This window comes from Bacillus sp. 0909A, assembly GCF_036765115.1.
Lineage (GTDB): Bacteria > Bacillota > Bacilli > Bacillales > Bacillaceae > Bacillus > Bacillus mojavensis.
Window position 1 is genome coordinate 119,779 of record NZ_JBAIZU010000006.1, and the last position, 25,039, is coordinate 144,817.

The window sequence follows — 25,039 nt, forward strand, 5'->3', positions numbered from 1 at the left end:
CAGGTTTTTATGTTCGTCAAACCGTCGCGGCCTTCTTCGGGAAACGATCCGCCGCTTGCTTTAAAATGGCTTCTAATTGCTGATAATGTTCTTTTTCAACCGGCCCGACAGGCGGTCTGGCTGTATTTCTCACATTCATCCCCATAATCTCCATGCCGGCTTTGATCAAGGATACCGCGTACCCTTTCCGCTGCTTCCGAATATCGTTGATCGGCAGAATGACATGCTGATAGAGTTCCTTCACTGCATCGTTGTTTCCGTTTTTCAAAGCTTCATAGAACATCCGGGAAATATGCGGAATATAATTCGAAATGGCTGAAGAATAAGAGTGGAAACCGATTGGCAGGTAGGACGGCATCGTCACTTCAGCCATCGGCATTCCGTTAAGCCATCCCAAGCGGTCACCGATTGTATAGGCGAGGTTGATATTCAAATCCATGTTCCCCACTCCGTCTTTCACACCAACAAGCTGTTCAAGCTCCGTCAGCCGCTTGATCTGTTCAAGAGAAAATACGGCATTGTCGCGCTGATACAGAATGGCATTCAAGTCAGTGCTTTCAATAATCGTTTTGGCGTACTGATACAGCCCCTCCTGTTCGCCATACACCAAATACGGAGGAAGGATCAAATAGCCGTCAGCGCCTTTTTTCTCCGATATACGCGCCCAATCAAGCGCGGTGCTGAGATTGCCGCCCACTCCCGTATAGACCGGGACCTTTCCTCCCGCAGCCGAAACCGCGACTTCGACCATGTTTTCGTATTCTTTCTGGCTAAGGGACTGAAACTCCCCTGACCCGCAGGCGATAAAAATCGCTTCCAAGCCTTCTTCCAGCAAAAACTCGATATTTTGAAACAGAGCTTCTTCTTCCAGCTTTCCTTGTGTATTATAAGGCGCAACCGGAAAACCTAAAATCCCTTCAGGTGCTTTTCTTATACGGCTCATGTACAAAACCTCCTGTCATTTGTGTAAACAGCTCATTTGAAAACGCTTTAAATTTATGCGGCTGTATATCCTTTTGTTTTATTGTAAGACAAATAAACAATAAGTCAATAATTTTATTTTCTGACTTTTCATAAAAAAGTCATTCCGCATAAAAAAACAGCCGCTGCTAGCCGGCTGTTTTTTCACATACTTCTTTCTTTCATCGTTTCGTTCAAAATCTTCGCTTCTAAAAAAAATACGTGGATAAATTTTTTCATATTCACTCTGGCAGGTGCGAGGGGTTTTGCCTCTTTGGATTGAATTTCTTTCATTTTCTGGCTGACGACCGGAAAATCAAAGAACTTTGATGCGTAGGTTTCGAATTTAGGGTTCGAAAAATCAGTTGTGCCCAATGAGGCAAAATGGTCCAGCGAATGAATGATGGCTCTGCGGATTCGCTGTTCCGAGGCTTTCATTTCACGATTGATTTCCGTTTGTGATGCCGCAGCTCCAAGCTTTCGTTCCGCTACTTGTGTGAAAATTTGTTTTAAAGAAGGGATATTTTTTTCGTAAGGCTCAGATTGTTCATGCTCAGCTAAATACTGAAGGACCGCCATCATATCATGAGCGCCGCCTTCACCCATCATGCCGAGCTCGGATAGCAAGAATGTTCCCGCTTCTTTTAAGCTGTTGTCATTTTTATACTGAGACCGTGCTTTCCGTTCGGTTCGGTTGACCAGCCGGCTTAAAGAGTTTTGGATATCTCCGATTGAGTTTTCAAGCTGGATCCGTTCCTTCACCTTTTGTAGAACAGTTACAATTTCAATACGGTTAATCGGTTTATGAATAAAATATTCAATGCCGAGAGAATACGCTTCTCCGACCATTTCTTTAGCTTCCACCTGCGAGATCATCACGATTTTCCCGGAATAAGAGTCCTTGATTCGGCGTATGGTCTCAATTCCATCCCGCCCGGGCATTAATAAATCGATTAACAAAATATCAATCTGCTTAAATTGCAATATATGCCCTTCCACTTGGCTTCCGTCTTCCGCTTCACCCGCAGCCTCTCCAAGATCCTCATCCTCTATGATCTGCCTTAAAATTGACCGCACCGCACGGTCATCATCAGCGATAAAAAAACGCATATTATCCGTTCATCCTTTCTGAATCAAATGCCTGGCAGGCAGCCTGATGGTAAAGACCACTCCTTGCTGCTGGTTGTGAAACTTGATGTTTCCTTCAAGCTCTGTCACGATTTCCTTGACGTAGGAAAGCCCAATTCCGGTTGAAGGCGTGCCAAACTCGTCATACGTTGAGGTAAAGCCCGGATCAAACACAATATCCCCTAATGTCTCCGAGATGCCGGGACCATTGTCTTCCACCTGGAATTCTATCATACTCTCATCTGTCTTACGGAGCCTTAGGCTGACCGACCCCTCATCCCCCATTGCCTCAACTGCGTTCGCCGTCAAATTATTAATGACAGAAAGAACGATAAATACATGATAATCGTCGTGCTCACCCTCTATTGCGCAGTGAAAATTGATCTGTTTGCCTAATGATTCAGCGTACTTTTCATTCATGCGAATGACAAGCCGGAAAAGGTCCGATGCATTCATATAATCTTTAAAACTTTCATTGGAAATCAGTTTCGAAAGCCCGGCGAATATCCTCTGGTTGTCCTTTTTCACTTCATGAATTTCCCCTGCCAGCCTTAAGATCCTGCCGCCGAGCTGATCGTCCTTGCCCTTCACTTCCCGGTAGAGCTGATAGGATTCGTTTGTCACATGCTCTGTCGTTTTCAGCGTCTTTTTTAAATGCACTGTTTCTTCATATAAATTCGACACGATCATCAGCATGTGCTCATTTTGCCGCCTTGTCTGCTTTTCTCTGGACTGCGTTTCATACAGCTTCAGCACGTTAAAAAAGCTGATCACAATAAATGTATGAGAAATCGCAACGACCGCGATATCCGTTATTTTTTCAGGCGTCACCACTGTATGAAAAATAAGAAACTGAACGACCAGCTCGACGCTATCGGAAGCAATTTCAATCATAAATCCGTAAAAACCGAGCATAACCGGCCGATCACGATAGCGGTTCGCCCGCAACACATAAAACAGACATGCAAACGTCATGTAAAAGAAAAAGCCTGACGCTTGATCATACAGGATTGGAATCAGTCCAGCGTGTCTTCCGTCCCAAAATTCCAATAAGACACGAAATACGAAAACCGATGTTCCAGTCAAAAACCCCGGCAATACAGCTGACACATGCCGCAGCAGCACTAAGAAAAAGAAAAAAGCCGGCGCGCCGAAGCTGATTCGGAACTCTTCATTGAGGGGATAAAATTTCAGTTCACCTGCAAGCGGCACAGTAATCAGCATGAGCGCCAGTATATATGCGTCTTTCTCAAAAAAACGTTCCAGTTTAATTATGATCACATCCTCATTTTTATTTTGAGGAAAGGACAAAAAACCTGCAAATTTCTTTCGACCCAGTATGTAAGCTTTTTATAAAACCAACGGCTTATTTTCGAACATTTTTTGTCGTATTTTGTATGATTCTGTAGTCTCTATTATACAGTTATGATACCTTACCGCACTCATGAAAGCGTTTAACGCCTCGTCTGTCTTCGATTATACTCCGCCTCAGTCCCAAATAGCTAAAACAGATAGGAGGAATTTGATGAAAGAACTGATAAAAGAACGCCCGGAAGAAAAGAATCTGGCGTCGCAGCTGTATGAATGGGTAGAACATTACCGCCCCTTTTCCGCCAATGGACAAAGCGCAAATTATATCCCCGCGTTAGGAAATGTCAATGACTCACATCTCGGCATTTGTATATTGGAGCCTAATGGAGCAATGATACATGCCGGCGATTGGAACGTCCCTTTTACCCTGCAAAGCATTTCAAAAGTCATCAGCTTTATCGCTGCGTGTATGAGCCGCGGTATTCCCTATGTGCTTGACCGCGTCGATGTCGAGCCGACAGGTGACGCCTTTAATTCAATCATCCGTCTCGAAATGCACAAGCCCGGAAAACCGTTTAACCCCATGATTAACGCGGGCGCCATTACAATCGCCTCGCTTCTTCCGGGAGAGACAGCCCGCGATAGGCTGGAGTATCTGTACTCTGTCATTGAAACATTAATAGGGAAACGGCCCAGAATACATGAGGAAGTTTTCCGGTCTGAATGGGAAACCGCCCACCGCAACAGGGCACTGGCCTACTATTTAAAAGAGACAAACTTTTTAGAAGCCGATGTAGAAGAAACGCTTGAGGTGTACCTGAAGCAATGTGCCATGGAAGGCACGACAGAAGACATTGCATTGATCGGCCTGATCCTTGCTCATGACGGTTATCACCCGATTCACCGCCAGCAGGTGATTCCAAAGGATGTGGCAAAGCTCGCCAAGGCTTTAATGCTGACATGCGGCATGTATAACGCCTCCGGCAAATATGCGGCATTTGTCGGGGTGCCGGCCAAAAGCGGTGTCTCTGGCGGCATCATGGCGTTGGTTCCCCCAAGCGCCAGAAGAGAGCAGCCTTTCCAAAACGGATGCGGCATCGGCATTTACGGGCCTGCCATTGATGAATACGGCAACAGCCTGACTGGCGGCATGCTGCTGAAGCACATCGCACAGGAGTGGGAACTCAGCATTTTTTAAAATAAAAAACGAGGTGATTGTATGCAGCAATTCCTGGAACATATCGTAGGTTTCGCAAATGATTTTTTGTGGTCAAAGCTATTAATTGTATTGCTTCTTTCTCTGGGAATCTATTTTACGTTCAAGCTTAAATTTTTACAGGTTCGCATGCTGAAGGAAATGGTCAGGGTGTTAAAGGAAGGCGCTGCATCCCGCTCGAAAAACAGCATCTCTCCGTTTCAAGCGTTTTGTATCAGCATGGCAGCCCGTGTCGGCACCGGAAACATTACGGGTATTGCCATTGCGATTGCGCTGGGCGGGCCCGGTGCGATTTTCTGGATGTGGATTATTGCCATTATCGGGTCAGCGTCAAGCTTTGTCGAAAGTACACTGGCTCAAATTTATAAGGTGAAAGATGCAAACGGCTTCCGCGGCGGTCCTGCTTATTATATGGAAAAAGGACTGAACAAAAGATGGATGGGCGCCTTGTTCGCCGTTTTAATCACGCTGTCGTTCGGTATCGTCTTTAACTCGGTTCAATCAAATACGGTCAGTCTCGCGTTTGAAAACGCGTTCGGCACAAACCGCTTGACACTTGGACTCATTTTAATCGCTGTGTTTGGAACGATTATCTTTGGCGGAGTCAAACGCATCGCAAAACTGGCTGAATATATTGTTGTTGTTTTGGCTGTCCTGTATATCGGAGTCGCTTTTTTCGTGATTCTCACAAACATCACCCAGCTTCCTGCCGTTTTTGCGCTAATTGTCAAAAACGCGTTTGGATTCGACCAGGCGGCAGGCGGCGCTTTGGGAGCGGCCTTAATGCAGGGTGTCAGACGGGGGATTTTTTCAAACGAAGCGGGAATGGGAAGCGCACCGAATGCCGCTGCCACCGCGACGACAAGCCATCCTGTAAAACAAGGGCTGATCCAGGCATTTGGTGTGCTTACTGATACGCTGGTCATTTGTACAAGCACGGCCTTTATCATCCTGTTTTCAGACGCCTATCATACCCCGGGACTGAGCGGAATCGCCTTAACTCAAGCCTCTCTCAGCTCCCATATTGGGCCATGGGCATCAGGCTTTCTCGCCATCCTGATCCTCTTATTCGGATTCTGTGCCTTGATCGGCAACTATTATTACGGCGAAACCAATATCGGCTTTTTGAACAAAAGCAAAAAACTGATCTTCGTCTATCGCATCGGCGTGCTTGCAATGATCGTGTTTGGCTGTGTGGCCAAGGTGCAGCTTGTATGGGATTTGGCCGATTTGTTTATGGGCTTGATGGTCGTCGTCAACTTAATCGCCATTTTCTTATTGTCGAAGGTGGTTTTTGCGGCTCTCCAGGACTATACCCGGCAGAAAAAAGCGGGCAAAGACCCTGTTTTTTATAAAGATGTCATAAAAGATCATGAGCGGATTGAATGCTGGGAGCTTTCAGAAACTCCTGCTGGTCCTCATAACAAACAAATATCATAATGCATGCAGAAGGTGTTCAGATCAATGGAATCTGAACACCTTTATCTTTCGGTTGATTGACAAACGTTAAGACGTCCTTTACCATTTTCATATCTTTTCAAAAAATCAGAAAGAAGGATTAGAACAGCCTATGAATCCAATTCAGCATCTATTAGATACATACCCGCTTATCGTGTTAGACGGCGCGATGGCAACTGAGCTTGAACGTAAAGGCTGCGACTTGAATGACAGTCTCTGGTCGGCAAAAATCCTGATGGAGCAGCCTGAGCTGATCAAACAAGTTCATGCCGATTACTTCGCTGCAGGTGCCGACTGTGCGATCACCGCCAGCTATCAGTCTACGTTTGAAGGCTTTGCCGCACGCGGGCTCAGCGAAGCGGAAGCCCGCCGGCTTATCCAGAAGTCCGTCAGCATCGCTGCCGAAGCCCGTGATGAATTTTGGGCACAGAAAGAAAACCGTTTGAATCGGCCAAAACCGATCGTTGCGGCCTCTGTCGGCCCGTATGGCGCCTATCTTGCGGATGGCTCCGAGTATCGCGGAAACTACGGAATCTCTGAGGACGAGCTGGCTGAATTTCACCGCCCCCGCATGAAAGCCCTGATTGACGCCGGTGCGGATGTTTTGGCATGTGAAACGATTCCATGTCTCACTGAGGCAAAAGCAATTGTCCGCCTACTGAAGGAATTTCCTGACACATATGCGTGGTTCAGCTTCAGCGCAAAAGACGGTCTGCATATCAGCGACGGAACCCCTGCCGCTGACTGCGCGTCATGGCTTGATCAGCACAGCCAAGCGGCGGCGGTCGGGATCAACTGCACTCCGCTTCAGCATATCTCTTCATTAATAGCTGAGCTAAAGAAGAACACATCTAAACCGATTATCGTCTATCCGAATTCAGGCGAACAGTATGATCCGGACACCAAAACGTGGAACGGCGCAGCATGCGGCGAGCCTTACGGACAAAGCGCGCGCATCTGGTTTAAAAACGGAGCAAAGCTGATCGGCGGCTGCTGCCGGACAAAACCGGAGGATATTAAAGAAATCGCCGGCTGGGTCCGGACTTTAAAAACTACTTGACTTATCGGAATTGTTTGTATATTCTAACTTAAAAGCCGGCTTGCCGGAATCTCGTGTCCCCCGCTGACATGAGATTTTTTATTAGGAAGCCATCAAATCGCCGTATAGAAAGTTGGAAAAAGATGAAACCCGCTCACAACAAGAATGAGACAAGCTTTCAGAGAAGTATGAAAAGCAGACACCTCTTTATGCTTTCATTAGGAGGCGTCATTGGAACCGGTCTGTTCTTAAGCTCAGGCTATACCATTCAGCAGGCAGGCCCTGCCGGAACCATACTTGCGTACTTAGTCGGCGCGGGAATTGTCTATTTGGTCATGCTGTGCCTTGGCGAATTGTCTGTAGCCATGCCAGTGACAGGCGCGTTTCATACCTATGCAGCAACATACATAGGACCGGGCACAGGTTTTACGGTCGCTTGGCTGTACTGGCTCACATGGGCCGTTGCATTGGGATCTGAATTCACAGCGGCAGGCCTGTTAATGCAGCGCTGGTTCCCCGATACGTCTGTTTGGATGTGGAGCGCCGTTTTTGCTTTGTTGATTTTCCTGCTGAACGCATTTTCGGTCAAGTTTTTCGCTGAATCAGAGTTTTGGTTTTCCAGCATTAAAGTATTAGCCATCGTATTATTTATTCTTTTAGGCGGCGCCGCTATGTTCGGCATCATCCCGATCAAAGACGGGGGCGCCGCTCCGATGCTCTCAAACTTCACAGCGGAAGGCGGGCTCTTTCCGAATGGATTTGTCCCCATTTTCATGACCATGCTGTCTGTCAACTTTGCCTTCTCAGGAACGGAGCTGATCGGAATTGCCGCGGGAGAAAGCGTCGATCCCGACAAAACCATACCAAAAGCGATTAAAACAACGGTCTGGCGTCTCTCACTCTTTTTTATCGGAACCATTTTTGTACTCTCAGGGCTGATTCCGATTCAAGAGGCGGGCGTCATCAAAAGCCCATTCGTTGCAGTCTTTGACAGAGTCGGTGTACCGTACGCAGCTGACATCATGAACTTTGTTATTCTGACAGCCATCCTGTCAGCCGCTAATTCCGGACTTTACGCATCGTCCCGTATGCTTTGGTCACTGTCAAAAGAACAGACGCTTCACCCAACATTTGCAAAGCTGACATCAAAGGGGATTCCGTTAAACGCGCTGGTGTTCAGCATGATCGGCGGCATCCTGTCATTACTGTCCAGCGTATTTGCGCCAGACACGGTGTACGTTATCCTCGTGTCGATTTCCGGCTTTGCCGTCGTTGTCGTTTGGATGGGCATCGCCGCTTCTCAATTCATGTTCAGAAAACGTTATCTGGAAGCGGGAAACAAGGTCACAGATTTGAAATACCGAACGCCTTGGTACCCATTTGTGCCGATTGCCGCATTTCTTTTATGTCTGGCATCCGTAATTGGCATTGCCTTTGATCCGAATCAAAGAATCGCGTTATATTGCGGTGTGCCATTTATGGCTATCTGCTATGCGGTGTATTATACGAAAAACCGCAAAAGCCGTCCGGCCGCCGATATGACCCATTCAAAATAAAAGAACCTGCCCCAAGGCAGGTTCTTTTTCTATCCTCATACTTCCACTGTCCAATGAAACGGATCTTTCACTTTTCCAAGCTGAATGTCAGTTATCGTTTGATACAGCTTTTTTGAGATTTCTCCTATTTGCCTGTCGTTCACAATTACCGTTCTTCCATGAATATTGAGTTCGCCGACAGGCGTAACAACTGCAGCCGTCCCTGTGCCGAATACCTCTGTCAATTCCCCTCGTGCGGATGCTGCATAAATATCATCGATAGATATCTTTTCTTCCCGGACCGGGATGCCCCAGCTTCGGATCAGCTCAATAGCAGAAGCTCGTGTAATCCCGCTCAAAATGCTTCCGCTTAATGCAGGAGTCACAACTTCTCCATTTATGACGAAAAAGATATTCATGCTCCCTACCTCTTCCGCGTATTTCTTTTCAATGGCATCCAGCCACAGCACCTGATCATAGCCTAATTCATTCGCCTTCTGCTGTGCCTGAAGACTCGCCGCGTAATTTCCTGACGTTTTGGCATTTCCGACTCCGCCATTGACTGCCCGCACAAACTCATCTTCCACATAGATGTTAATCGGCTGCAGCTGATCGCCATAGTAAGAGCCGACAGGCGAAAGCACGATCATAAATGTATAGTTTTTTGATGCCTTTACACCGAGACTCGGTTCAGTGGCAATCACAAACGGACGAATATACAGCGACGTTCCCTTTTCCCTCGGGACCCACTCTTTTTCCAGCTCGACCAATTGCGTCAGTGCCTCCAGCACCAGCTCTTCGTCTAGAGGAGGCATACTCATTCGCTGACATGATCTGTTCAGCCTTTTGATATTTTGCTCCGGCCTGAACAGCAGCACCCTGCCATCTTCAGTTCTGTATGCCTTCAAGCCTTCAAAGACAGCCTGGCCGTAATGAAAAACAGAAGAAGATGGATCGAGCATAATCGGTGCATAAGGAGTAAGTCTAGGATGATGCCAGCCCTTTTCCTCCTCATAATCCATCACAAACATATAATCTGTAAAATATTTGCCGAACCCTAAGGATGATGGGTCTGGTTTTTCCTTCTTTGATGTGATTTTCTCTCGTTCAATAAGCTTGTTCACTGATAAGCACACCTTTCCAGATTAATTTGTTTAAATTTTCTGTCAATTTTGAGCTGCAGATCGGTAATGCCATTCTTTTTTTACAGGCGGTTTTCCGTTCTCATATGATATAAGAGGGCTCAATTATAAATGTCAGAATATTCTCTATCGTCTTCGGCTATTATACACTACATTTCGTGTAAGATGAAGGTGAAGTTAAAGAAAAAACAGCCAGAGATTTTTCCGGCTGTTTTGGTTAAACTGCTAAAAACAAAATGACAGCATGACAAATCAGCAGAATATAAACCGCGATCCCTAACTGCCAGTTGACCTTCCGCGCCAATGCAAAAACAATCATCAAGGCCGGCAAGATAGCTGTTCCAGCCAGCTTATTGACCGTCGAATCCGGGCTGTTCGTTACATCATAATGAATCGGCATATCTGCCGGAAGAAATGGATAAAAGACCATAGAGAGTATGACAGCCGCAATGACAGACCCCCACACCACTTTTTCATTCATCAATAGAAACATAGAACCATTCCTCCTCATCACATTCCTAAAACAATAAAACGTTCTTTATCTCCCATTGCTTTACGATTGATATGACTGTTCTACGGTGAATTTCGTTCGATCGCCTCTTGTAATAATTTGAGCATATTCTACTACTTCTTCATTTTTATCATAGGTGAGGGATTCCGATAAAAACGCAGGCGCTCCAACATTGGTTAACAGGTGTCCGCTGATCGTTTCATCCGTTAAAATCGGTTCTATCGATTCCGTACCCCTGCTGATTTCGATATTGTATTTTGTTCTTAATAATTCAAACAGAGATCCAGTGCACTCTTCCTGCACCAATCCCGGTGCCGCTTTCCAAGGTATATATGAGGTATGGTATTGCAAAGGTTCACCCTCGGCGTATCTGACTCTGACAAGCTTGTTGACAGGCTCATTCTCTTTCATTTTCAACAGCTCGGCTATGGAATGGTCAGCAGGGATCACCACAAGTTCAAGCACTTTTGACTCAGAACGCAGCCCCCTCATTTGTTCTGCAAAACTCGTAATCTTATGCGGAATCGGCGTTTGGATTTTAGCTGCCGATACAAAAGTTCCTTTTCCCTGGATTCTCTGAATATATCCTTCAAGCTCAAGCTGCTGCAAAGCAAGTCTTACAGTTGTTCTGCTGACATCATATTGCTCGCAAAACTCACTCTCTGTCGGCAGCTGATCATTCGCCTGATATTTGCCCGACTTGATTAATTCAATAATTTTAAATTTGATAACAGAATATAAAGCTGCCATTTCATCCTCCCCATTCTGTATGTAAACCGATCTTTTTGAATGAAACCATAATACCATCTGCTTTCCTATTTTGAAAGATTTGTATTCTCTTTCGTAACAAATTTTCAGAAAATAACGTTGACAATTTTATGATAACGGTGCTAAATTCGTAATGACAAATATCATAAATTGATCATAACAAATATGATGCTTGTCTATTCCATTGAGGGGGTGTCAGATGAAGATCATCGTTGCTGATCATTATGAAGATCTCTGTAAGTTAAGCGCTGTCATTATTAAGGAATGTGTGCAGGCTAAGAAAGATGCCGTTCTCGGCCTGGCAACAGGAAGCACGCCGGTCGGCTTGTACAAGCAACTGATTTCAGACTATCAGGCAGGCGAAATTGATTTTTCAAAGGTTATAACATTTAATTTGGATGAATACGCAGGCCTCTCTCCATCTCATCCACAAAGTTATAACAAATTTATGCACGAGCATCTTTTTCAGCATATCAATGTTCAGCCTGACCATATTCATATCCCGCAAGGAGACAACCCGCAGCTTGAGGCTGAGTGCAAAGTGTATGAGGAGCTTATCCGCCAGGCGGGAGGCATTGATGTGCAAATCCTTGGCATCGGCTCGAATGGGCATATTGGTTTTAATGAACCCGGCTCTGATTTTGAGGACCGGACACGAATCGTCAGGCTGTCTGAAAGCACGATACAGGCAAATGCCAGATTTTTCAGTGGCGATCCTGTCCTTGTGCCGAGGCTTGCCGTTTCAATGGGCATCAAAACGATCATGGAATTCAGTAAACACATTGTGTTATTAGCAAATGGCGAGGAAAAAGCGGACGCGATCCAAAAAATGGCTGAAGGCCCTGTGACACCGGAGGTACCAGCCTCGATTCTTCAACAACACAATCACGTTACCGTTATTGCCGATCCAAAAGCAGCTCAAAAACTGAAGAACTTATCATACTTATCAAACAAATAGAAGGAGACTGTTATGTTTAAAAAGGCATTTCAAATTCTGCAACAGCTTGGCCGCGCTTTGATGACTCCGGTTGCCGTCCTGCCGGCAGCCGGTCTGCTGCTCCGTTTCGGTGACAAGGATTTACTGAACATTCCTATTATAAAGGATGCGGGCGGCGTTGTATTCGATAACCTGCCGCTGATTTTCGCCGTGGGTGTCGCGATTGGTTTAGCTGGCGGCGAAGGAGTGGCCGGACTTGCCGCTGTCATCGGATACTTGATTTTAACCGTCACCCTGGATAACATGGGAAAATTACTCGGCCTTCAGCCTCCTTATGAAGGGGCCGAGCATCTGATTGATATGGGGGTATTCGGCGGCATTATCATCGGGCTGCTTGCCGCATATTTGTACAAGCGTTTTTCATCAATAGAGCTGCAACCCGTCCTTGGATTTTTCTCAGGAAAACGGTTTGTCCCGATTATTACTTCGGTCAGCTCATTGGTCATCGGCGTTATTTTCTCATTTGTTTGGCCGCTAATTCAGAACGGAATAAACGCCGCCAGCAGCTTAATTGCCGATTCAACGGTCGGCCTGTTCTTTTATGCAACAATCTATCGCTTACTGATTCCTTTTGGACTGCATCATATTTTTTATACACCTTTCTATTTTATGATGGGCGAATACACTGATCCATCGACAGGCAATACCGTAACCGGCGATCTGACAAGGTTCTTCGCGGGAGACCCGACTGCGGGACGTTTTATGATGGGCGATTTCCCTTACATGATTTTCTGTCTGCCGGCAATCGCGCTTGCCATCATCCATACCGCGCGGCCCGAAAAAAAGAAAATGATTTCCGGCGTCATGATTTCAGCAGCGCTTACGTCTATGCTCACTGGAATTACAGAGCCAGTTGAATTTGCTTTCTTGTTCGTCGCGCCTGTGCTTTATTTAATAAACTCTATTCTTGCCGGTGTCATCTTTGTCGTATGTGATCTACTCCATGTCCGTCACGGCTACACCTTCTCGGGCGGAGGAATTGACTATGTGCTGAATTACGGGCTTTCGACAAATGGCTGGGTCGTCATTCCTGTCGGGATCGTTTTCGCCTTCATTTATTACTATTTGTTCCGTTATGCGATTTTGAAATGGAACCTGAAAACACCCGGCCGTGAAGCAGATGAAGGTGATCAAAGTGAAGCCAAATCTCCTGTTTCAAAAGACCAGCTCGCCTTCCACGTATTGCAGGCGCTGGGCGGCCAGCAAAATATCGCCAACCTCGACGCATGTATTACAAGGCTGCGTGTCACCGTTCATCAGCCAAGCCAAGTGAACAAGGACGAACTAAAACAGCTTGGGGCGGTAGGTGTGCTAGAAGTGAACAACAACTTCCAAGCGATTTTCGGCACAAAGTCAGATGCTTTAAAAGACGATATCAAAACGATTATGGCTGGAGGCGTCCCGGCTACCGCCGCGGCGCTTGATGCTGAAGCCCAGACCCAGCAGGAGCCTCCTGCCGAAGAGTCTTTTATCTATCCGGTACAGGGAGAAATACTCTCCCTATCCGACGTGCCTGACCCAGTGTTTTCAGAAAAAATGATGGGTGAGGGTTTTGCGATTGATCCCACAGAAGGAAAAGTCGTTGCCCCCGCTGACGGCGAAATTGTATCGATATTTCCGACAAAGCACGCCATTGGCTTCACAAGCGCTGGCGGCACGGAAATATTGATTCATGTCGGCATTGATACGGTGAAGCTGAACGGTAAAGGCTTTGAAGCTCATGTCACGAGCGGCCAAACCGTCAAACAAGGCGAACTGCTTTTAACCTTTGATTTGAATGACATTAAGCAGCATGCCGCTTCCGCCATAACGCCTATTATTTTCACCAATGTATCTGAGGAAGAGATGAACCGTATGAACATAAAGTAAAAAAGTCCCCCTGATGCGGGGGACTTTTTAGCCAACATAATGAAAGCGCTACCAAAATAAATTTTTAAAAAAGGGGTTTGCATTTGATTCACGAATGGTATGAATAAGCCTCATCATATCATTCTAAAGGGGGATTCATTTGAAAAAATTTATCGCGTTTCAAATTTTAATCGCATTGGCTATCGGCGCTGTGATCGGCCACTTTTTTCCTGATTTCGGAATGGCGCTCAGGCCTGTCGGTGACGGGTTTATCCGCCTGATTAAAATGATTGTCGTGCCGATTGTATTTTCTACCATTGTCATCGGAGCTGCTGGAAGCGGAAGTATGAAAAAGATGGGCAGCCTCGGCGTAAAGACCATAATCTGGTTTGAAGTGATCACCACTTTGGTGCTGGGCCTGGGACTTTTATTGGCAAATGTCTTAAAGCCAGGCGTCGGGCTGGACCTTTCTCACTTAGCGAAAAAAGATATTCATGAGCTTTCCGGCTATACAGAGAAAGTCGTGGATATCAAACAAATGATCCTCGATATTATCCCGACAAACATTATTGATGTCATGGCCAGAAATGATTTACTCGCTGTCATTTTCTTTGCGATTTTATTCGGTGTTGCCGCCGCTGGTATCGGCAAAGCCTCTGAACCAGTGATGAATTTTTTTGAATCAGTCGCTCAGATTATGTTTAAACTGACGCAAATTGTCATGGTGACCGCTCCTATCGGCGTGCTTGCCTTGATGGCCGCCTCTGTAGGCCAATATGGCATCGAACTCCTCCTCCCCATGTTTAAATTAGTCGGTACTGTTTTTCTTGGTCTGTTTCTGATCCTCTTTGTCCTCTTTCCGCTTGTTGGTCTCATTTTTCACTTTAAGTATTTTGAAGTGCTGAAAATGATATGGGATCTGTTTCTGATTGCGTTTTCCACAACCAGCACCGAAACCATTCTTCCTCAGCTTATGGATCGAATGGAGAAATACGGCTGTCCGAAACGGGTGGTATCATTTGTCGTTCCCTCCGGCTTATCGCTGAATTGTGACGGATCAAGCCTATACTTATCGGTTTCCTGTATTTTCTTGGCACAGGCCTTCAATGTAGACATGACGCTGTCACAGCAGCTTCTCATGATGCTTGTGCTTGTCATGACCAGCAAAGGCATCGCCGCTGTTCCGTCGGGCTCCCTTGTCGTTCTTTTGGCGACTGCAAATGCTGTGGGGCTGCCTGCTGAAGGCGTCGCGATTATTGCAGGCGTGGACCGCATCATGGATATGGCCCGAACAGGTGTGAATGTGCCGGGACACGCGGTCGCCTGCATCGTGGTTTCTAAATGGGAAAAGGCCTTCCGCCAAAAAGAATGGGCCGCCGCAAACGGACAAACAGAAAGCATGTAAAAAGAACACCTCTCTGCATGAGAGGTGTTCTTTCCATATTATTCAGCAGCAGCGTGCTCTTCTTTTTCAATCGCTGCAAGTCTGGCGCTAACTTCTTCCGCCGTCATATTGTGTTCTTGTGCATATAAGTTTCTTGGGTTCGTGCGGCATTCGTGGCTGCAGCTGCGCATATATTTGTACTCATTTTCCGGTGTACATATGATTTTCTTATTGCATGATGGATTTGCACAGTTGACATACCGTTCACACGGTTCACCCGTAAAGTAGTCTTTTCCGACAATGACATGCTCGACACGGTTAACCGGCACGCTGATTCTTTCATCGAATACGTAGCATTGGCCGTCCCAAAGCTTTCCTTGCACCTCAGGATCTTTTCCGTATGTGACGATTCCGCCGTCAAGCTGTGATACATCTTCAAAGCCTTGCTTCATCAGCCAGCCTGAGAATTTTTCACAGCGCACGCCTCCCGTGCAGTATGTCAAAATCTTTTTGCCTTCCAGCATCTCTTTATTTTCTTCGATCCACTCTGGCAATTCACGGAACGCCTCGATATCAGGACGGACAGCTCCTCTAAAATGGCCGAGATCATACTCATAATCATTACGCGCATCGAGGACGACTGTATCAGGATCCTGCATCTTTTCAAAGAATTCTTTAGGCTTCAAATGCTTTCCTGTTGTTTCATTCGGGTCCACATCATCCTCAAGGCGAAGCGTCACAAGCTCTTTTTTATGACGGACGAACATTTTCTTGAACGCATGATTTTCTTCTTCATCAATCTTGAACACCATATCCGCAAATCGTGGATCAGCTTTCATCGCTTGCATATATTGTTCAGTCTGCTCAAACGTACCTGATACCGTACCGTTAATCCCTTCAGCTGACACAAGAATACGGCCTAACAAACCAAGCTCCTTACAAAAAGCCAGATGCTGCTCTCTAAACACCTCCGGCTCTTCAATCGGAACATATTTATAGTAAAGTAATACTCTGTATTGTTTTTCCATGATATAAACACCCTGTTCAATGATATAGTTAGTTGTTATGCACACTCTTACTATATCATACAGGAAAACATCTCAAAGATGAACACATCCGCCCAGACTGATAAAAATATCCAAACTCTTACAAACCCAGGCAGCGAGTGGGTTCGCGGAAAAACTATAGTATTTTCCATTCATTTACTAATAAAAAATAACATGTATTTTTCAGATAACTACAATTATAATTCTTCCTCAAACGATAAATTAACAGGCTCATCTAAAAGCTCTCCCGGCATTTCAAGATTTGTTGAAGGAACGCTCTCGTCTACCTCTTCAAAAACAACATGATCCAGCCACACGTGGCCAGGTCCCGATAGCTGAACGCCGAATGAAATGACAGCACTATTTTCAGGAACATCTAAAACAACAGCGTAATGATTCCAATTGGTTGTTCCTGTTATTGGTCTGTTGCTCATATTATCAAATTGAAGAACATCTTCAGCCGCACTGTCAACCCGCATCCAAAGCGACGCGAAATGCTTTACGCCTTTTGTTTTGATAAAACATGATAAACGCAATCTTTTCCCGAGATAACGGTCCGCCTTAAATTGCTGCATCATTGTCGCAAATTCCCCGACCTCCTGCACCATTGTTGACTTTAAATACCCCGACGCCTTGCCCTGATGCACATTTTCCCGATCAACCCCCATTTCAAATTGAAATGGATGACTGCCGCTTAATACCCAACCCTTCATTTTTTTCTCCATCCAAGATTCCTCCTTCTTTGCAGTAAAACGTTTCATAAATGTTCGGTATGCTCCCGGCGGCATGTGATACATTTTTTTAAAGGCCCGGGTAAACGCCTCTTGAGATTCAAACTGATAATGCAAGGCAATGTCGATAATGCGAACATCTGTATAAAGCAAAGCAGCTGCTGCATTCGCAAGACGTCTTAAACGAATATAAGAAACAACCGACATGCCAACTTCTTTTTGAAAAATCCGATGAAAATGAAATTTAGAAAAGCCTGAAACGTTTACAATATCCTTGCCAGATATCGGCTCATGCAAATGGGATTCAAGCCAATCAATGGTTTGCTGAACAGCTTTTTCATAATACATGGGACAATTTAATCTCCTTTCTGTTTCAGAATAATAGATCCCGCCTTACATGTTTTGATTATGTTTGCGATATTAAAAATCCCCTGTGTGTTTACACAGGGGATCTTCTTTCCTCACTTTATAATAACAGAAGGCGTTATATGCTCCAGCCAAATCACACCGTCATATTGTTCCTTCAATATCATTTGCTCCTCCATGAAACCCCAATACAGTGCTGTACGCGGCGTATACATCCATGAAGTTCCTTTGCTTTTTTTGGTATGAAGAAAATCAACAAAGACCGATGGATGGTTCGCAGCTTTCAGCAAGTCTTCGAGACTTCCAGCCGGCGGCGGACTTGTTACTGGATTAACGGTCTTATTATCGGAGCTATCCAGACTGGCTCCAGAGTACGCATAGATTCCAATGGTATAGGTCTGTTTTTTCAGCCGCTCAGGCAAATAATCACCCATGTTAGGTCCGTTTAGCTGTACCCAGTCCTTTATCATTTTGGTATTCTGTTTGCGAAGATGGTAATTGTGACCCCAGACAATGATCTTCTCTTTTGGATAAAGCGTTTCCGCAACCCACTGAAATTGTTCAGCCATCATGCGGTCTCTCATAAAGAATGAAAAATCCTCCACATTCTCCGGATACTCCAATAGCTTTTCTTTCATTTCTTCCAGCATGTATGTTTCCATTACGTCAATTCTCAGCTGAAGGGAATGCACAAAGATTTCATAAGCTTTCGGCTCTTTCGGAAGGTGCGCTTTTAGCGTTGAAGCATGTGTTTCACCGAACTTGATCAGCTCCCGGTAGTTTTTCACAAGCGCTTCCTTCTTTTGCGTAAATTCTTCCAGCGTTTTGCTGTTTGACACTAAGCTGAAAAAATCATGTTCTGATTGGGAAAGCAGCTTGGCTTTTTCAGGGTCCACCGCCTTTACCCATTGATTCGCAGCACCGTCGAATGAATTCTTGAGGCTTTGAATATCAAATCCAGTGAGAATAAGCGGATCGCCTTTCGCTTTTTGCTCTTTCATATAATCAAACAGTTCAATCACATCTTCTGTGTGCCATACGGGGTAAATGGAATTTTTCATTATGCTCTTCGGGGTTAATTGATCCATGTGAAGGTAGGATGCATTTGCTTCGGGAAAGCCAGACTCAAAGGCCAGTACATCATATCCCAGTTCTTCGTGGAGGTATTTGATCATACGGACCTTTGTTGCGTTCATCTCACCTGAGCCATGTGTGGTTTCTCCTAACTGAACAATTCGTTTTCCTTTCAGCACTTTCTTCAGAAATCGAAGATCTTTGTTTGAAGCATCGGAAGAATCCAGTGGATGGGCATTCCGTTTAATCCAGCGATCCCAATGTTTTTCTTCAGAAGCAGCACGGGCGGGCGCCGCAAAAGAAGAGAGCGCCAGACAGACGATCAGCAGCGGCAAGGTTATTTTTATTAACTTACGTTTCAAATCTATCTCCCCTTTTCTGTTAGGTTCCCTAGTAGTTACGAGATAGATATTGAAAAAGTTTCCTTTTCATTATAAAAAAAAGCTTCTACTGATAGAAGCCGTTTTTTAAGAGCCTTTCATCGCCTGATGAAAATAAAACCGGTATGTATTTCTCAAAAACGTCTCAACCGGAAGCTGCACATCCGATTGGTATTTGCTGATGATGAATGGAAACCGCTCCAATCCTTTGTGGCGCAAATCGTTCACTTGCTCTGCATCACTTGCCGCCTCTTGCAGAACTATTTCAACAATCGGCCAGCACGCTTCCTGCACCTTGTGAAGAGCCGCTCCATCTCCGGTTTGCTGATAATGTGTGATCCAGCTGACAATTTGTTTTTCCATCACTCTCACCTTTCTTCAAAAAAAGAGGCGCCGCTTCCATTTGCGAGCTCCTCTTCTTTACTCTCCATAACCTATCAATTGTCCGACTTGGACTTCTTGGCCTTCTGTTAAATCAGCGGAAGGCTGAAACGCGTCTTTTTCAAAGATCAAAATGACGGTTGAACCAAATGAAAAGTACCCCAGCTCCTCGCCGATCTTCAATTGATCACTTGTGCTGGTCTGCACGATTGAGTTAATATTCATCGCGCCGACAGGAATCATCAGCACGTTTCGCTTGCCGCTATTCAACCCATAAACAACTCGGTAATTTTTCGACAGTACATCTTTTCCGTATTTTAACCCAAACTGATTCACCGGGTATGAACGGTTTCCGAGTTCTGCCAGCTTTTGATATGTGCAGCTGATCGGCGAATGAAAGCGGTGGTAATGCCGCGGGCTTAAATACAGCACAACGAAATATCCACCGTTGTATTGATGATCAGCGCTTTTACAGCCGGTCAATTCAGCGAATGAATAGTCTTTTCCCTTTACCGTAAAGGTTTGATTATGATTGATTGTCCCTATCGTCTGAACGACACCGTCAACGGGGCTGACCACAGCATGCGCCTCATTTGAAACAGGGCGCCGCTCCAAATTGATATTCCGAATAAACAATTCGGAAAGCGAACCGTAATCAGCGGCCGTTCCGTCTACATCATTCCAGTTAATCTGAAAGTGTTTAGAGAAGAGCGGAATGACCGGCTTACTGATTTTCGATTCACAAAATCCTTTGATCAGGCAGGATGATAATCGATGATTCGTCAGTTCTATCAATGATCGGTACAGAATCTTTACAGCCGTATTAAACATGAATAATCCCTATCACCCTTCCGATTGTAATAAAAACAAAGCACCACAAAAAGGCGCCGATCGCTGCATATGCAATATACGTTTTCAGCTCCATTTTGCCGATTCCCGAAAAGTAACACGTCACATGCCGGACGCCTGGAATAAAATAACCTAATATAAGAGAATACGGTCCGTATTTTTTCATCCATTTTTCTACTTTCAGCATTCTTTTTTCCTTCAAACCGACCCATTTGCCATACTTATCGATAAACGGACGCCCGGCCTTTCTGCCGATTATGTAGCTGATCATCATGCCTAACAGGGCTCCAACAAAGCTGATAAAAATGGCAAGCTCATAATTCAGCACATCAATATGCGTAAAATAACCGACGATTGTCATCATGACTTCGTCGGGTATCGGCAATCCTATAATCCCAAGAACAAGCATCAAAAAAATAGCGAGATAACCATAATCCGCTATCAGCTGCTGCACTAATTCCATCTTTCGGACTCCAGATTTTCTGCTTCTGCTGCGTGTTTTTTAAAATGAGGAAATTTCACTTTGCTCACCATGAGATAAGACAGTCCGCATGTGCCGAGCGCCAGCAGGATCGGGTTATTCACAAAGCATAAAATGACGAGACACATTGCCGCAAATGGAATCGGCATTCCGATAAACGTTGGAAGCTTGCTTTGTTCAACATTAAATTTAGAGAGCCGAAGCATTCCGCAAATACTGTAAGCCAGCGCGCATAGTATCCCGATAAAGGGCAGAGCATATAAAGCGACACTGTAGGCGAGCATGGATGGCGCCACACCAAATGTAACCAGATCCGCAAATGAATCCAGTTCTTTCCCCATATCAGATACAGCATTCAGCTTACGAGCAGCCATTCCATCGAAGAAATCGAGAAACATGCCGGTAAAAATGAAAATCACTGCTGAATGGATGTTGTGAAATATTAAAGAATGAACCGCCAAAAGCCCGCAAATAAAGTTTCCTATCGTAATCATACTGGGTATATAATTCACAGTGTAACCAAACCTCCAATTGAAAAAAACCTTATATCAACACGACGTTGTATATCGAATCAGCGTTACAGGAAAAATCTCTCTATTAAACATGATAACATAGACTGCCAGAAAAAAAGCAGCACTCAAATTCTATTATTATACAACATTTGTTACCTTTTGAACAATGAATGCCAGTCTTTTCAATTTATGTACTCATTTCATTTTCGCCTAAAAATGACATTACACGTTTATTGACATAGTCCGGCTGCTCCAGAGGTAACAGGTGACCCGCGTTTTTGACCATTTCCGTCTGAATCCCCGCGACTAACACAGAAGCTCTTTCTAAAGCCATTTGCTGATGGTACATCACTTCATGCTCGCCGAACATCAGCAGTATTGGAACCGTAATTGACTTTAACTCCGCGTCTGTGAACACGTAGGGAAAGCCATTTTCTTTCGGTGTCAGGCTTCTTTTCTCATCCTGCCACTTGACTCCAGCCTCGATCTGCTTTTGCAGCTTGGGATGAAGCTGATAGCGGCCAGCCGTCAGCCACTTGATGTAAGCATCCGCCCCGCTCGGCTCACGAAGGCCTGCGGCATATTTATAGACATCCGGATGAAATGATATAAACGCTTCAGCAGGACTGATGACCACTGCCCTCTCCACTCTTTCAGGCATATCAAGCAGAAAATTTACTGTATGAAGCCCGCCAAGGGAAAATCCGGCCAGATGTGCTTTCTTAAGTCCAAGTGAATCAAAAACATCTTTCAGCCAATGAACGCAATCAGCTCTCGTATCCAGAGAGGCTGTTGGTATACTTTTATTTTTGTCTCCTATTATATCGACTGCATATGTACGATATTGACCGCTCCACTCGGCGATATTCGGATACCACATGACGGAGCTGAAGAGTCCTCCGTGAAGCAGTACAAGCGAAGGTGCGTCCTTTGGCCCACTTGCCATGATATGTGTTTTTCCGAAACGAGTAGAAACATAGAAAGCTTCCGAATCAATCGGCCACAAAGAAAGGCTTTCATCATAAGCCTGGTAAAAGCATGTACCGCCTTCAGCCGCGGCAAGCTGCATTGAATCCTGTTTCATCTTTTTCTTTTTCCTCCGACTTTCATTTATAAATAGAGAAAGGAGACTGCCCTTTCTTGTAAGAAAAAATACCCATTCTTATTATCTCATATAACAATTTTCCAGTATATAGTTTGATCGTATACGAAGATCAATAAAAAAAGACGCTCTTCCTAAACTTGAAGGAAAACCGTCTACTCTTTAAAGATTAATGGAATAACCTTATCTTTTTTGTCCTTTGTTAATGACACTTGATGCGTCACAGACGTTTCATTTTTCGTCAAGGCGATGGAATAGTCACCCTTTTTGCCGGTATCCCATGTGATGTCTCCATTTTTGTCTGTTAAACCGAGAATCTCACCAATCTCTGTATTCGGCTCCTGATCTGATGCCGGCGCTTTGACAATTGTCACTTGAACGCCTTCCATCGGTAACCCGGCATCGTCTTCCACATGAAGGGTCACAGGGATCGTTGTTTCTTTCGAAGCAGAATCTGAATGCGCCTGAGAACTGCATCCGCATAAAAACAAAATAGAAATGAAAACGGCCAGTTTGCCGTATTTATTGCTTTGCCCAATATTGAATATTATTGAATACATCATTCGTCACCCTTGTTCCCAAGTTATATGACGATCCTCCGTTGGTATGAATTGCAATGGCCGTCTGCCCCGTATCACTATAATTGCGGTAAACAGGCGAGCCGCTTTGGCAGCCGTACGTATCAGTTGTATAGGTCAGCTTATACGTTTCCGCAGAGCGAATCGGCTTTGTATCAGACCACATGGTGCCGAAAGTCTTGTCACACGGATATCCTGTAACTGATGTAGAAAGTCCGACGGGGCTGCTGCTGTTTGTTGTTCTATAGCCATACCAGCCAACCGTGTTGCCAGGAGAACCATTTAGTTTTATTGCACCGTAATCATAATTGGTATCTTTGCTTTCCGTCCATCCTTTAACGGAGTAAAACATCGTGCCAGAATAAGTGCCATATGGATACGATGAACCATTGCGGCCCGGCGCAGCAGTTATCGAAGAAGCCCACCCGTGATCCTTGCTGTACACACAATGTCCGGCCGTTACCACAGTATTCGGGTTTACTAAAAAGCCTGTGCACCCATAAGTGCTTGAGGTATTGGGATATTTGATAGATAGCTGAACCGTTGCTCTGTAAGGAAATGACGTAGTGCCTGAGATTCTGACGCGTTCATCAGATCCGATTACACTTGAAGGCTTTAAGGATTTAATGTTTTTTTCTGATTCTATGAGACCCTGTAATGTTTTGCTTGTTTTTCCGGTTCCTTCATAAGGATCAGAAACCAATTCCGCTTTCGTTGTCTGGTTATTGCTGACTTCAGCTTCTTTTCCAGTATTGGAGACAGAGGTTTGCGGGTTCTCTGCCGCTTTTGCAGGCGTTCCGAAAGATACCGCCGCTGCCGTTCCCAAACACAAAATCGTAAAACCTGCAATGCATTTTTTTCTGAATCTTGAGACTACTCTCATTTTAGTCATCCCCCTCCTTTTATGTCAACCAGCCTTTCGTTGGAAGACTTTTACATTATAATCAGGAATTCGATTCTTATGATAAAATTTTTGGATGTGATGATAAAAAAAGCGGGCCATGTATTAAGACAAGGCCCGCCCATTTCATTTCTATTGAATCGATAGTTGATCCAGCGCTTTCTTCGCGTTTTCTCGCGCTTTTTCAACGGTGTCAGCCGCAGAAAGTGCAACCGCCATACGGCGTCCAACCTTCGTTATCGGCTTTCCAAACACGCGCACTTGTGTCTTTGGCACTGCCAGCGCGTTTTTCAAACCTTCAACAGTGTAATCCGCTGACTCTTCCGGTGCTTTGAGGGGCCGGCTGGCGCCTGGAGAAAGCTGTGTGATTTCTGTAATCGGAAAGCCGAGAATCGCCCGTACATGCAGCGCGAATTCCGACAAATTTTGCGTCACCAGCGTCACAAGACCTGTATCATGCGGTCGAGGAGACACCTCACTGAAATACACCTTGTCTTTCGCAAGGAAAAGCTCAACGCCAAACAGACCGTACCCGCCAAGCTCATCCGTAATGGCTTTCGCAATATGCTTCGCCTCTTCAATTTGCTGCTCTGTCATATCATGCGGCTGCCATGATTCGATATAGTCTCCATCCTTTTGCACATGGCCAATCGGCGCACAAAATACCGTACCGTTCACTGCACGCACAGTTAAGAGTGTAATTTCTGATTCAAATGGGATAAACTCCTCGACGATCACGCGTCCGTTCTTCACTCGTCCACCTTCCATCGCCGTCTCCCAGCAGCTCTCCAAATCCGCTTCAGAGCGGCAAACGCTTTGGCCTTTTCCCGAAGAACTCATCAACGGTTTGACGACACATGGGAAGCCGATATGAGCTGCAGCCTGTACAAATTCTTCATATGTATTCGCAAATTCATAGCCTGCCGTCGCAAGCCCGAGCGTTTCTGCCGCAAGCCGCCTGATGCCTTCCCGGTCCATCGTCAGCTTCGCCGCACGCGCATTTGGGATCACGTGAAATCCTTCCTCTTCAAGCTTCAGCAATTCATCCGTCGCGATCGCCTCAACCTCAGGCACAATCAAATCAGGTTTTTCTTTCTCAATAATGTGTCTGACCTGCTCACGATCCAGCATATCAATGACATAGCTTTTATGCGCCACCTGCATCGCCGGAGCATGCTCGTAGCTGTCTACCGCCACCGTCTCTACCCCAAGACGCTGGGCTTCAATCACAACCTCTTTCCCCAGTTCACCTGAGCCTAACAATAAAACCTTCTTTGATTGATACATCTTTGCCCCTCCTATCTGTTCAAAAACCATTATAACTGAAATATTCAAAAAATA

24 protein-coding genes are annotated in these 25,039 nt (G+C 45.3%); 7 read left to right on the plus strand and 17 right to left on the minus strand.

Features of this window, described 5'->3' with window-relative positions:
- Positions 1–16 precede the first annotated feature (16 nt).
- From kdgD to V6D42_RS18155, 3 genes are all read right to left on the minus strand, one after another.
- On the minus strand, positions 17–943 hold the full coding sequence (gene kdgD / locus V6D42_RS18145; RefSeq protein ID WP_333514166.1) for a 5-dehydro-4-deoxyglucarate dehydratase: 927 nt from the start codon (positions 941–943) through the stop codon (positions 17–19).
- Positions 944–1,125: 182 nt separating this feature from the next.
- Positions 1,126–2,070, minus strand: coding sequence for a DNA-binding domain-containing protein (locus tag V6D42_RS18150; protein ID WP_333514167.1), 945 nt, complete (start codon positions 2,068–2,070; stop codon positions 1,126–1,128).
- A gap of 9 nt (positions 2,071–2,079) precedes the next feature.
- Positions 2,080–3,312: a sensor histidine kinase gene (locus V6D42_RS18155; protein WP_333514224.1), complete on the minus strand. Its 1,233-nt coding sequence runs from the start codon at positions 3,310–3,312 to the stop codon at positions 2,080–2,082.
- 301 nt (positions 3,313–3,613) lie between these two features.
- Here V6D42_RS18155 and V6D42_RS18160 point away from each other — a divergent pair, with 301 nt between their 5' ends.
- The 4 genes from V6D42_RS18160 to mmuP all read left to right on the plus strand — a co-directional run bounded on the left by V6D42_RS18160 (position 3,614) and on the right by mmuP (position 8,668).
- A complete protein-coding gene (locus V6D42_RS18160; RefSeq protein WP_333514168.1) occupies positions 3,614–4,597 on the plus strand; it encodes a glutaminase in 984 nt (327 codons plus the stop codon).
- Positions 4,598–4,618: 21 nt separating this feature from the next.
- Positions 4,619–6,055, plus strand: coding sequence for an alanine/glycine:cation symporter family protein (locus V6D42_RS18165; protein ID WP_333514169.1), 1,437 nt, complete (start codon positions 4,619–4,621; stop codon positions 6,053–6,055).
- A 130-nt stretch (positions 6,056–6,185) separates the two neighbouring features.
- Positions 6,186–7,133, plus strand: coding sequence for a homocysteine S-methyltransferase (gene mmuM, locus V6D42_RS18170; protein ID WP_333514170.1), 948 nt, complete (start codon positions 6,186–6,188; stop codon positions 7,131–7,133).
- Positions 7,134–7,255: 122 nt separating this feature from the next.
- Positions 7,256–8,668, plus strand: coding sequence for an S-methylmethionine permease (gene mmuP, locus V6D42_RS18175; RefSeq protein ID WP_268444165.1), 1,413 nt, complete (start codon positions 7,256–7,258; stop codon positions 8,666–8,668).
- Positions 8,669–8,703: 35 nt separating this feature from the next.
- Here mmuP and V6D42_RS18180 read toward each other — a convergent pair whose 3' ends face one another.
- From V6D42_RS18180 to gamR, 3 genes are all read right to left on the minus strand, one after another.
- Positions 8,704–9,771: a branched-chain amino acid aminotransferase gene (locus tag V6D42_RS18180; RefSeq protein ID WP_168746842.1), complete on the minus strand. Its 1,068-nt coding sequence runs from the start codon at positions 9,769–9,771 to the stop codon at positions 8,704–8,706.
- Positions 9,772–10,006: 235 nt separating this feature from the next.
- The gene (locus tag V6D42_RS18185; RefSeq protein ID WP_326330779.1) at positions 10,007–10,282 is read right to left on the minus strand and encodes a DUF1648 domain-containing protein; all 276 of its coding nucleotides are present in this window, start codon (positions 10,280–10,282) and stop codon (positions 10,007–10,009) included.
- Positions 10,283–10,342: 60 nt separating this feature from the next.
- Entirely contained in the window at positions 10,343–11,050 is a 708-nt protein-coding gene (gene gamR, locus V6D42_RS18190; RefSeq protein WP_010332873.1) for a transcriptional regulator GamR, read from the minus strand.
- Between the two features lie 217 nt (positions 11,051–11,267).
- On the opposite strand from gamR, the gene nagB reads away from it, so the two are divergent.
- From nagB to gltP, 3 genes are all read left to right on the plus strand, one after another.
- Positions 11,268–12,026, plus strand: coding sequence for a glucosamine-6-phosphate deaminase (gene nagB, locus V6D42_RS18195; RefSeq protein WP_333514171.1), 759 nt, complete (start codon positions 11,268–11,270; stop codon positions 12,024–12,026).
- Positions 12,027–12,038: 12 nt separating this feature from the next.
- The gene (gene ptsG / locus V6D42_RS18200) at positions 12,039–13,934 is read left to right on the plus strand and encodes a glucose-specific PTS transporter subunit IIBC (protein WP_333514172.1); all 1,896 of its coding nucleotides are present in this window, start codon (positions 12,039–12,041) and stop codon (positions 13,932–13,934) included.
- A gap of 139 nt (positions 13,935–14,073) precedes the next feature.
- Positions 14,074–15,318, plus strand: coding sequence for a glutamate-aspartate/proton symporter GltP (gltP, locus tag V6D42_RS18205; protein ID WP_101860214.1), 1,245 nt, complete (start codon positions 14,074–14,076; stop codon positions 15,316–15,318).
- A 38-nt stretch (positions 15,319–15,356) separates the two neighbouring features.
- Here gltP and trhO read toward each other — a convergent pair whose 3' ends face one another.
- From trhO to purT, 11 genes are all read right to left on the minus strand, one after another.
- Positions 15,357–16,325, minus strand: a complete 969-nt coding sequence (gene trhO / locus V6D42_RS18210) for an oxygen-dependent tRNA uridine(34) hydroxylase TrhO (protein ID WP_010332869.1) — start codon at positions 16,323–16,325, stop codon at positions 15,357–15,359.
- Positions 16,326–16,540: 215 nt separating this feature from the next.
- Positions 16,541–17,422 (minus strand): AraC family transcriptional regulator, encoded by an 882-nt coding sequence (locus tag V6D42_RS18215; RefSeq protein ID WP_333514173.1) that lies wholly within the window; start codon positions 17,420–17,422, stop codon positions 16,541–16,543.
- Between the two features lie 113 nt (positions 17,423–17,535).
- Complete coding sequence (locus V6D42_RS18220; RefSeq protein ID WP_333514174.1) at positions 17,536–18,876, minus strand: erythromycin esterase family protein; 1,341 nt, start codon at positions 18,874–18,876, stop codon at positions 17,536–17,538.
- A 105-nt stretch (positions 18,877–18,981) separates the two neighbouring features.
- The gene (locus V6D42_RS18225) at positions 18,982–19,257 is read right to left on the minus strand and encodes a hypothetical protein (protein ID WP_326231960.1); all 276 of its coding nucleotides are present in this window, start codon (positions 19,255–19,257) and stop codon (positions 18,982–18,984) included.
- Positions 19,258–19,314: 57 nt separating this feature from the next.
- Positions 19,315–20,106, minus strand: a complete 792-nt coding sequence (locus tag V6D42_RS18230) for a phosphatidylserine decarboxylase (protein WP_326231959.1) — start codon at positions 20,104–20,106, stop codon at positions 19,315–19,317.
- The gene (locus V6D42_RS18235; RefSeq protein WP_010332864.1) at positions 20,099–20,587 is read right to left on the minus strand and encodes a DedA family protein; all 489 of its coding nucleotides are present in this window, start codon (positions 20,585–20,587) and stop codon (positions 20,099–20,101) included. Before V6D42_RS18235 ends, V6D42_RS18230 begins: the two co-directional genes overlap by 8 nt.
- Positions 20,578–21,117, minus strand: a complete 540-nt coding sequence (gene pssA, locus V6D42_RS18240; protein ID WP_010332863.1) for a CDP-diacylglycerol--serine O-phosphatidyltransferase — start codon at positions 21,115–21,117, stop codon at positions 20,578–20,580. The genes V6D42_RS18235 and pssA overlap by 10 nt, the downstream gene beginning before the upstream one ends.
- 187 nt (positions 21,118–21,304) lie before the next feature.
- Positions 21,305–22,201, minus strand: a complete 897-nt coding sequence (locus tag V6D42_RS18245) for an alpha/beta fold hydrolase (RefSeq protein WP_333514175.1) — start codon at positions 22,199–22,201, stop codon at positions 21,305–21,307.
- 173 nt (positions 22,202–22,374) lie between these two features.
- Complete coding sequence (locus tag V6D42_RS18250; protein ID WP_333514176.1) at positions 22,375–22,779, minus strand: DUF2606 family protein; 405 nt, start codon at positions 22,777–22,779, stop codon at positions 22,375–22,377.
- A complete protein-coding gene (locus V6D42_RS18255) occupies positions 22,742–23,680 on the minus strand; it encodes a trypsin-like serine peptidase (RefSeq protein WP_333514177.1) in 939 nt (312 codons plus the stop codon). The genes V6D42_RS18250 and V6D42_RS18255 overlap by 38 nt, the downstream gene beginning before the upstream one ends.
- A 150-nt stretch (positions 23,681–23,830) precedes the next feature.
- The gene (purT, locus tag V6D42_RS18260) at positions 23,831–24,985 is read right to left on the minus strand and encodes a phosphoribosylglycinamide formyltransferase 2 (protein WP_333514178.1); all 1,155 of its coding nucleotides are present in this window, start codon (positions 24,983–24,985) and stop codon (positions 23,831–23,833) included.
- Between the last annotated feature and the right edge of the window lie 54 nt (positions 24,986–25,039).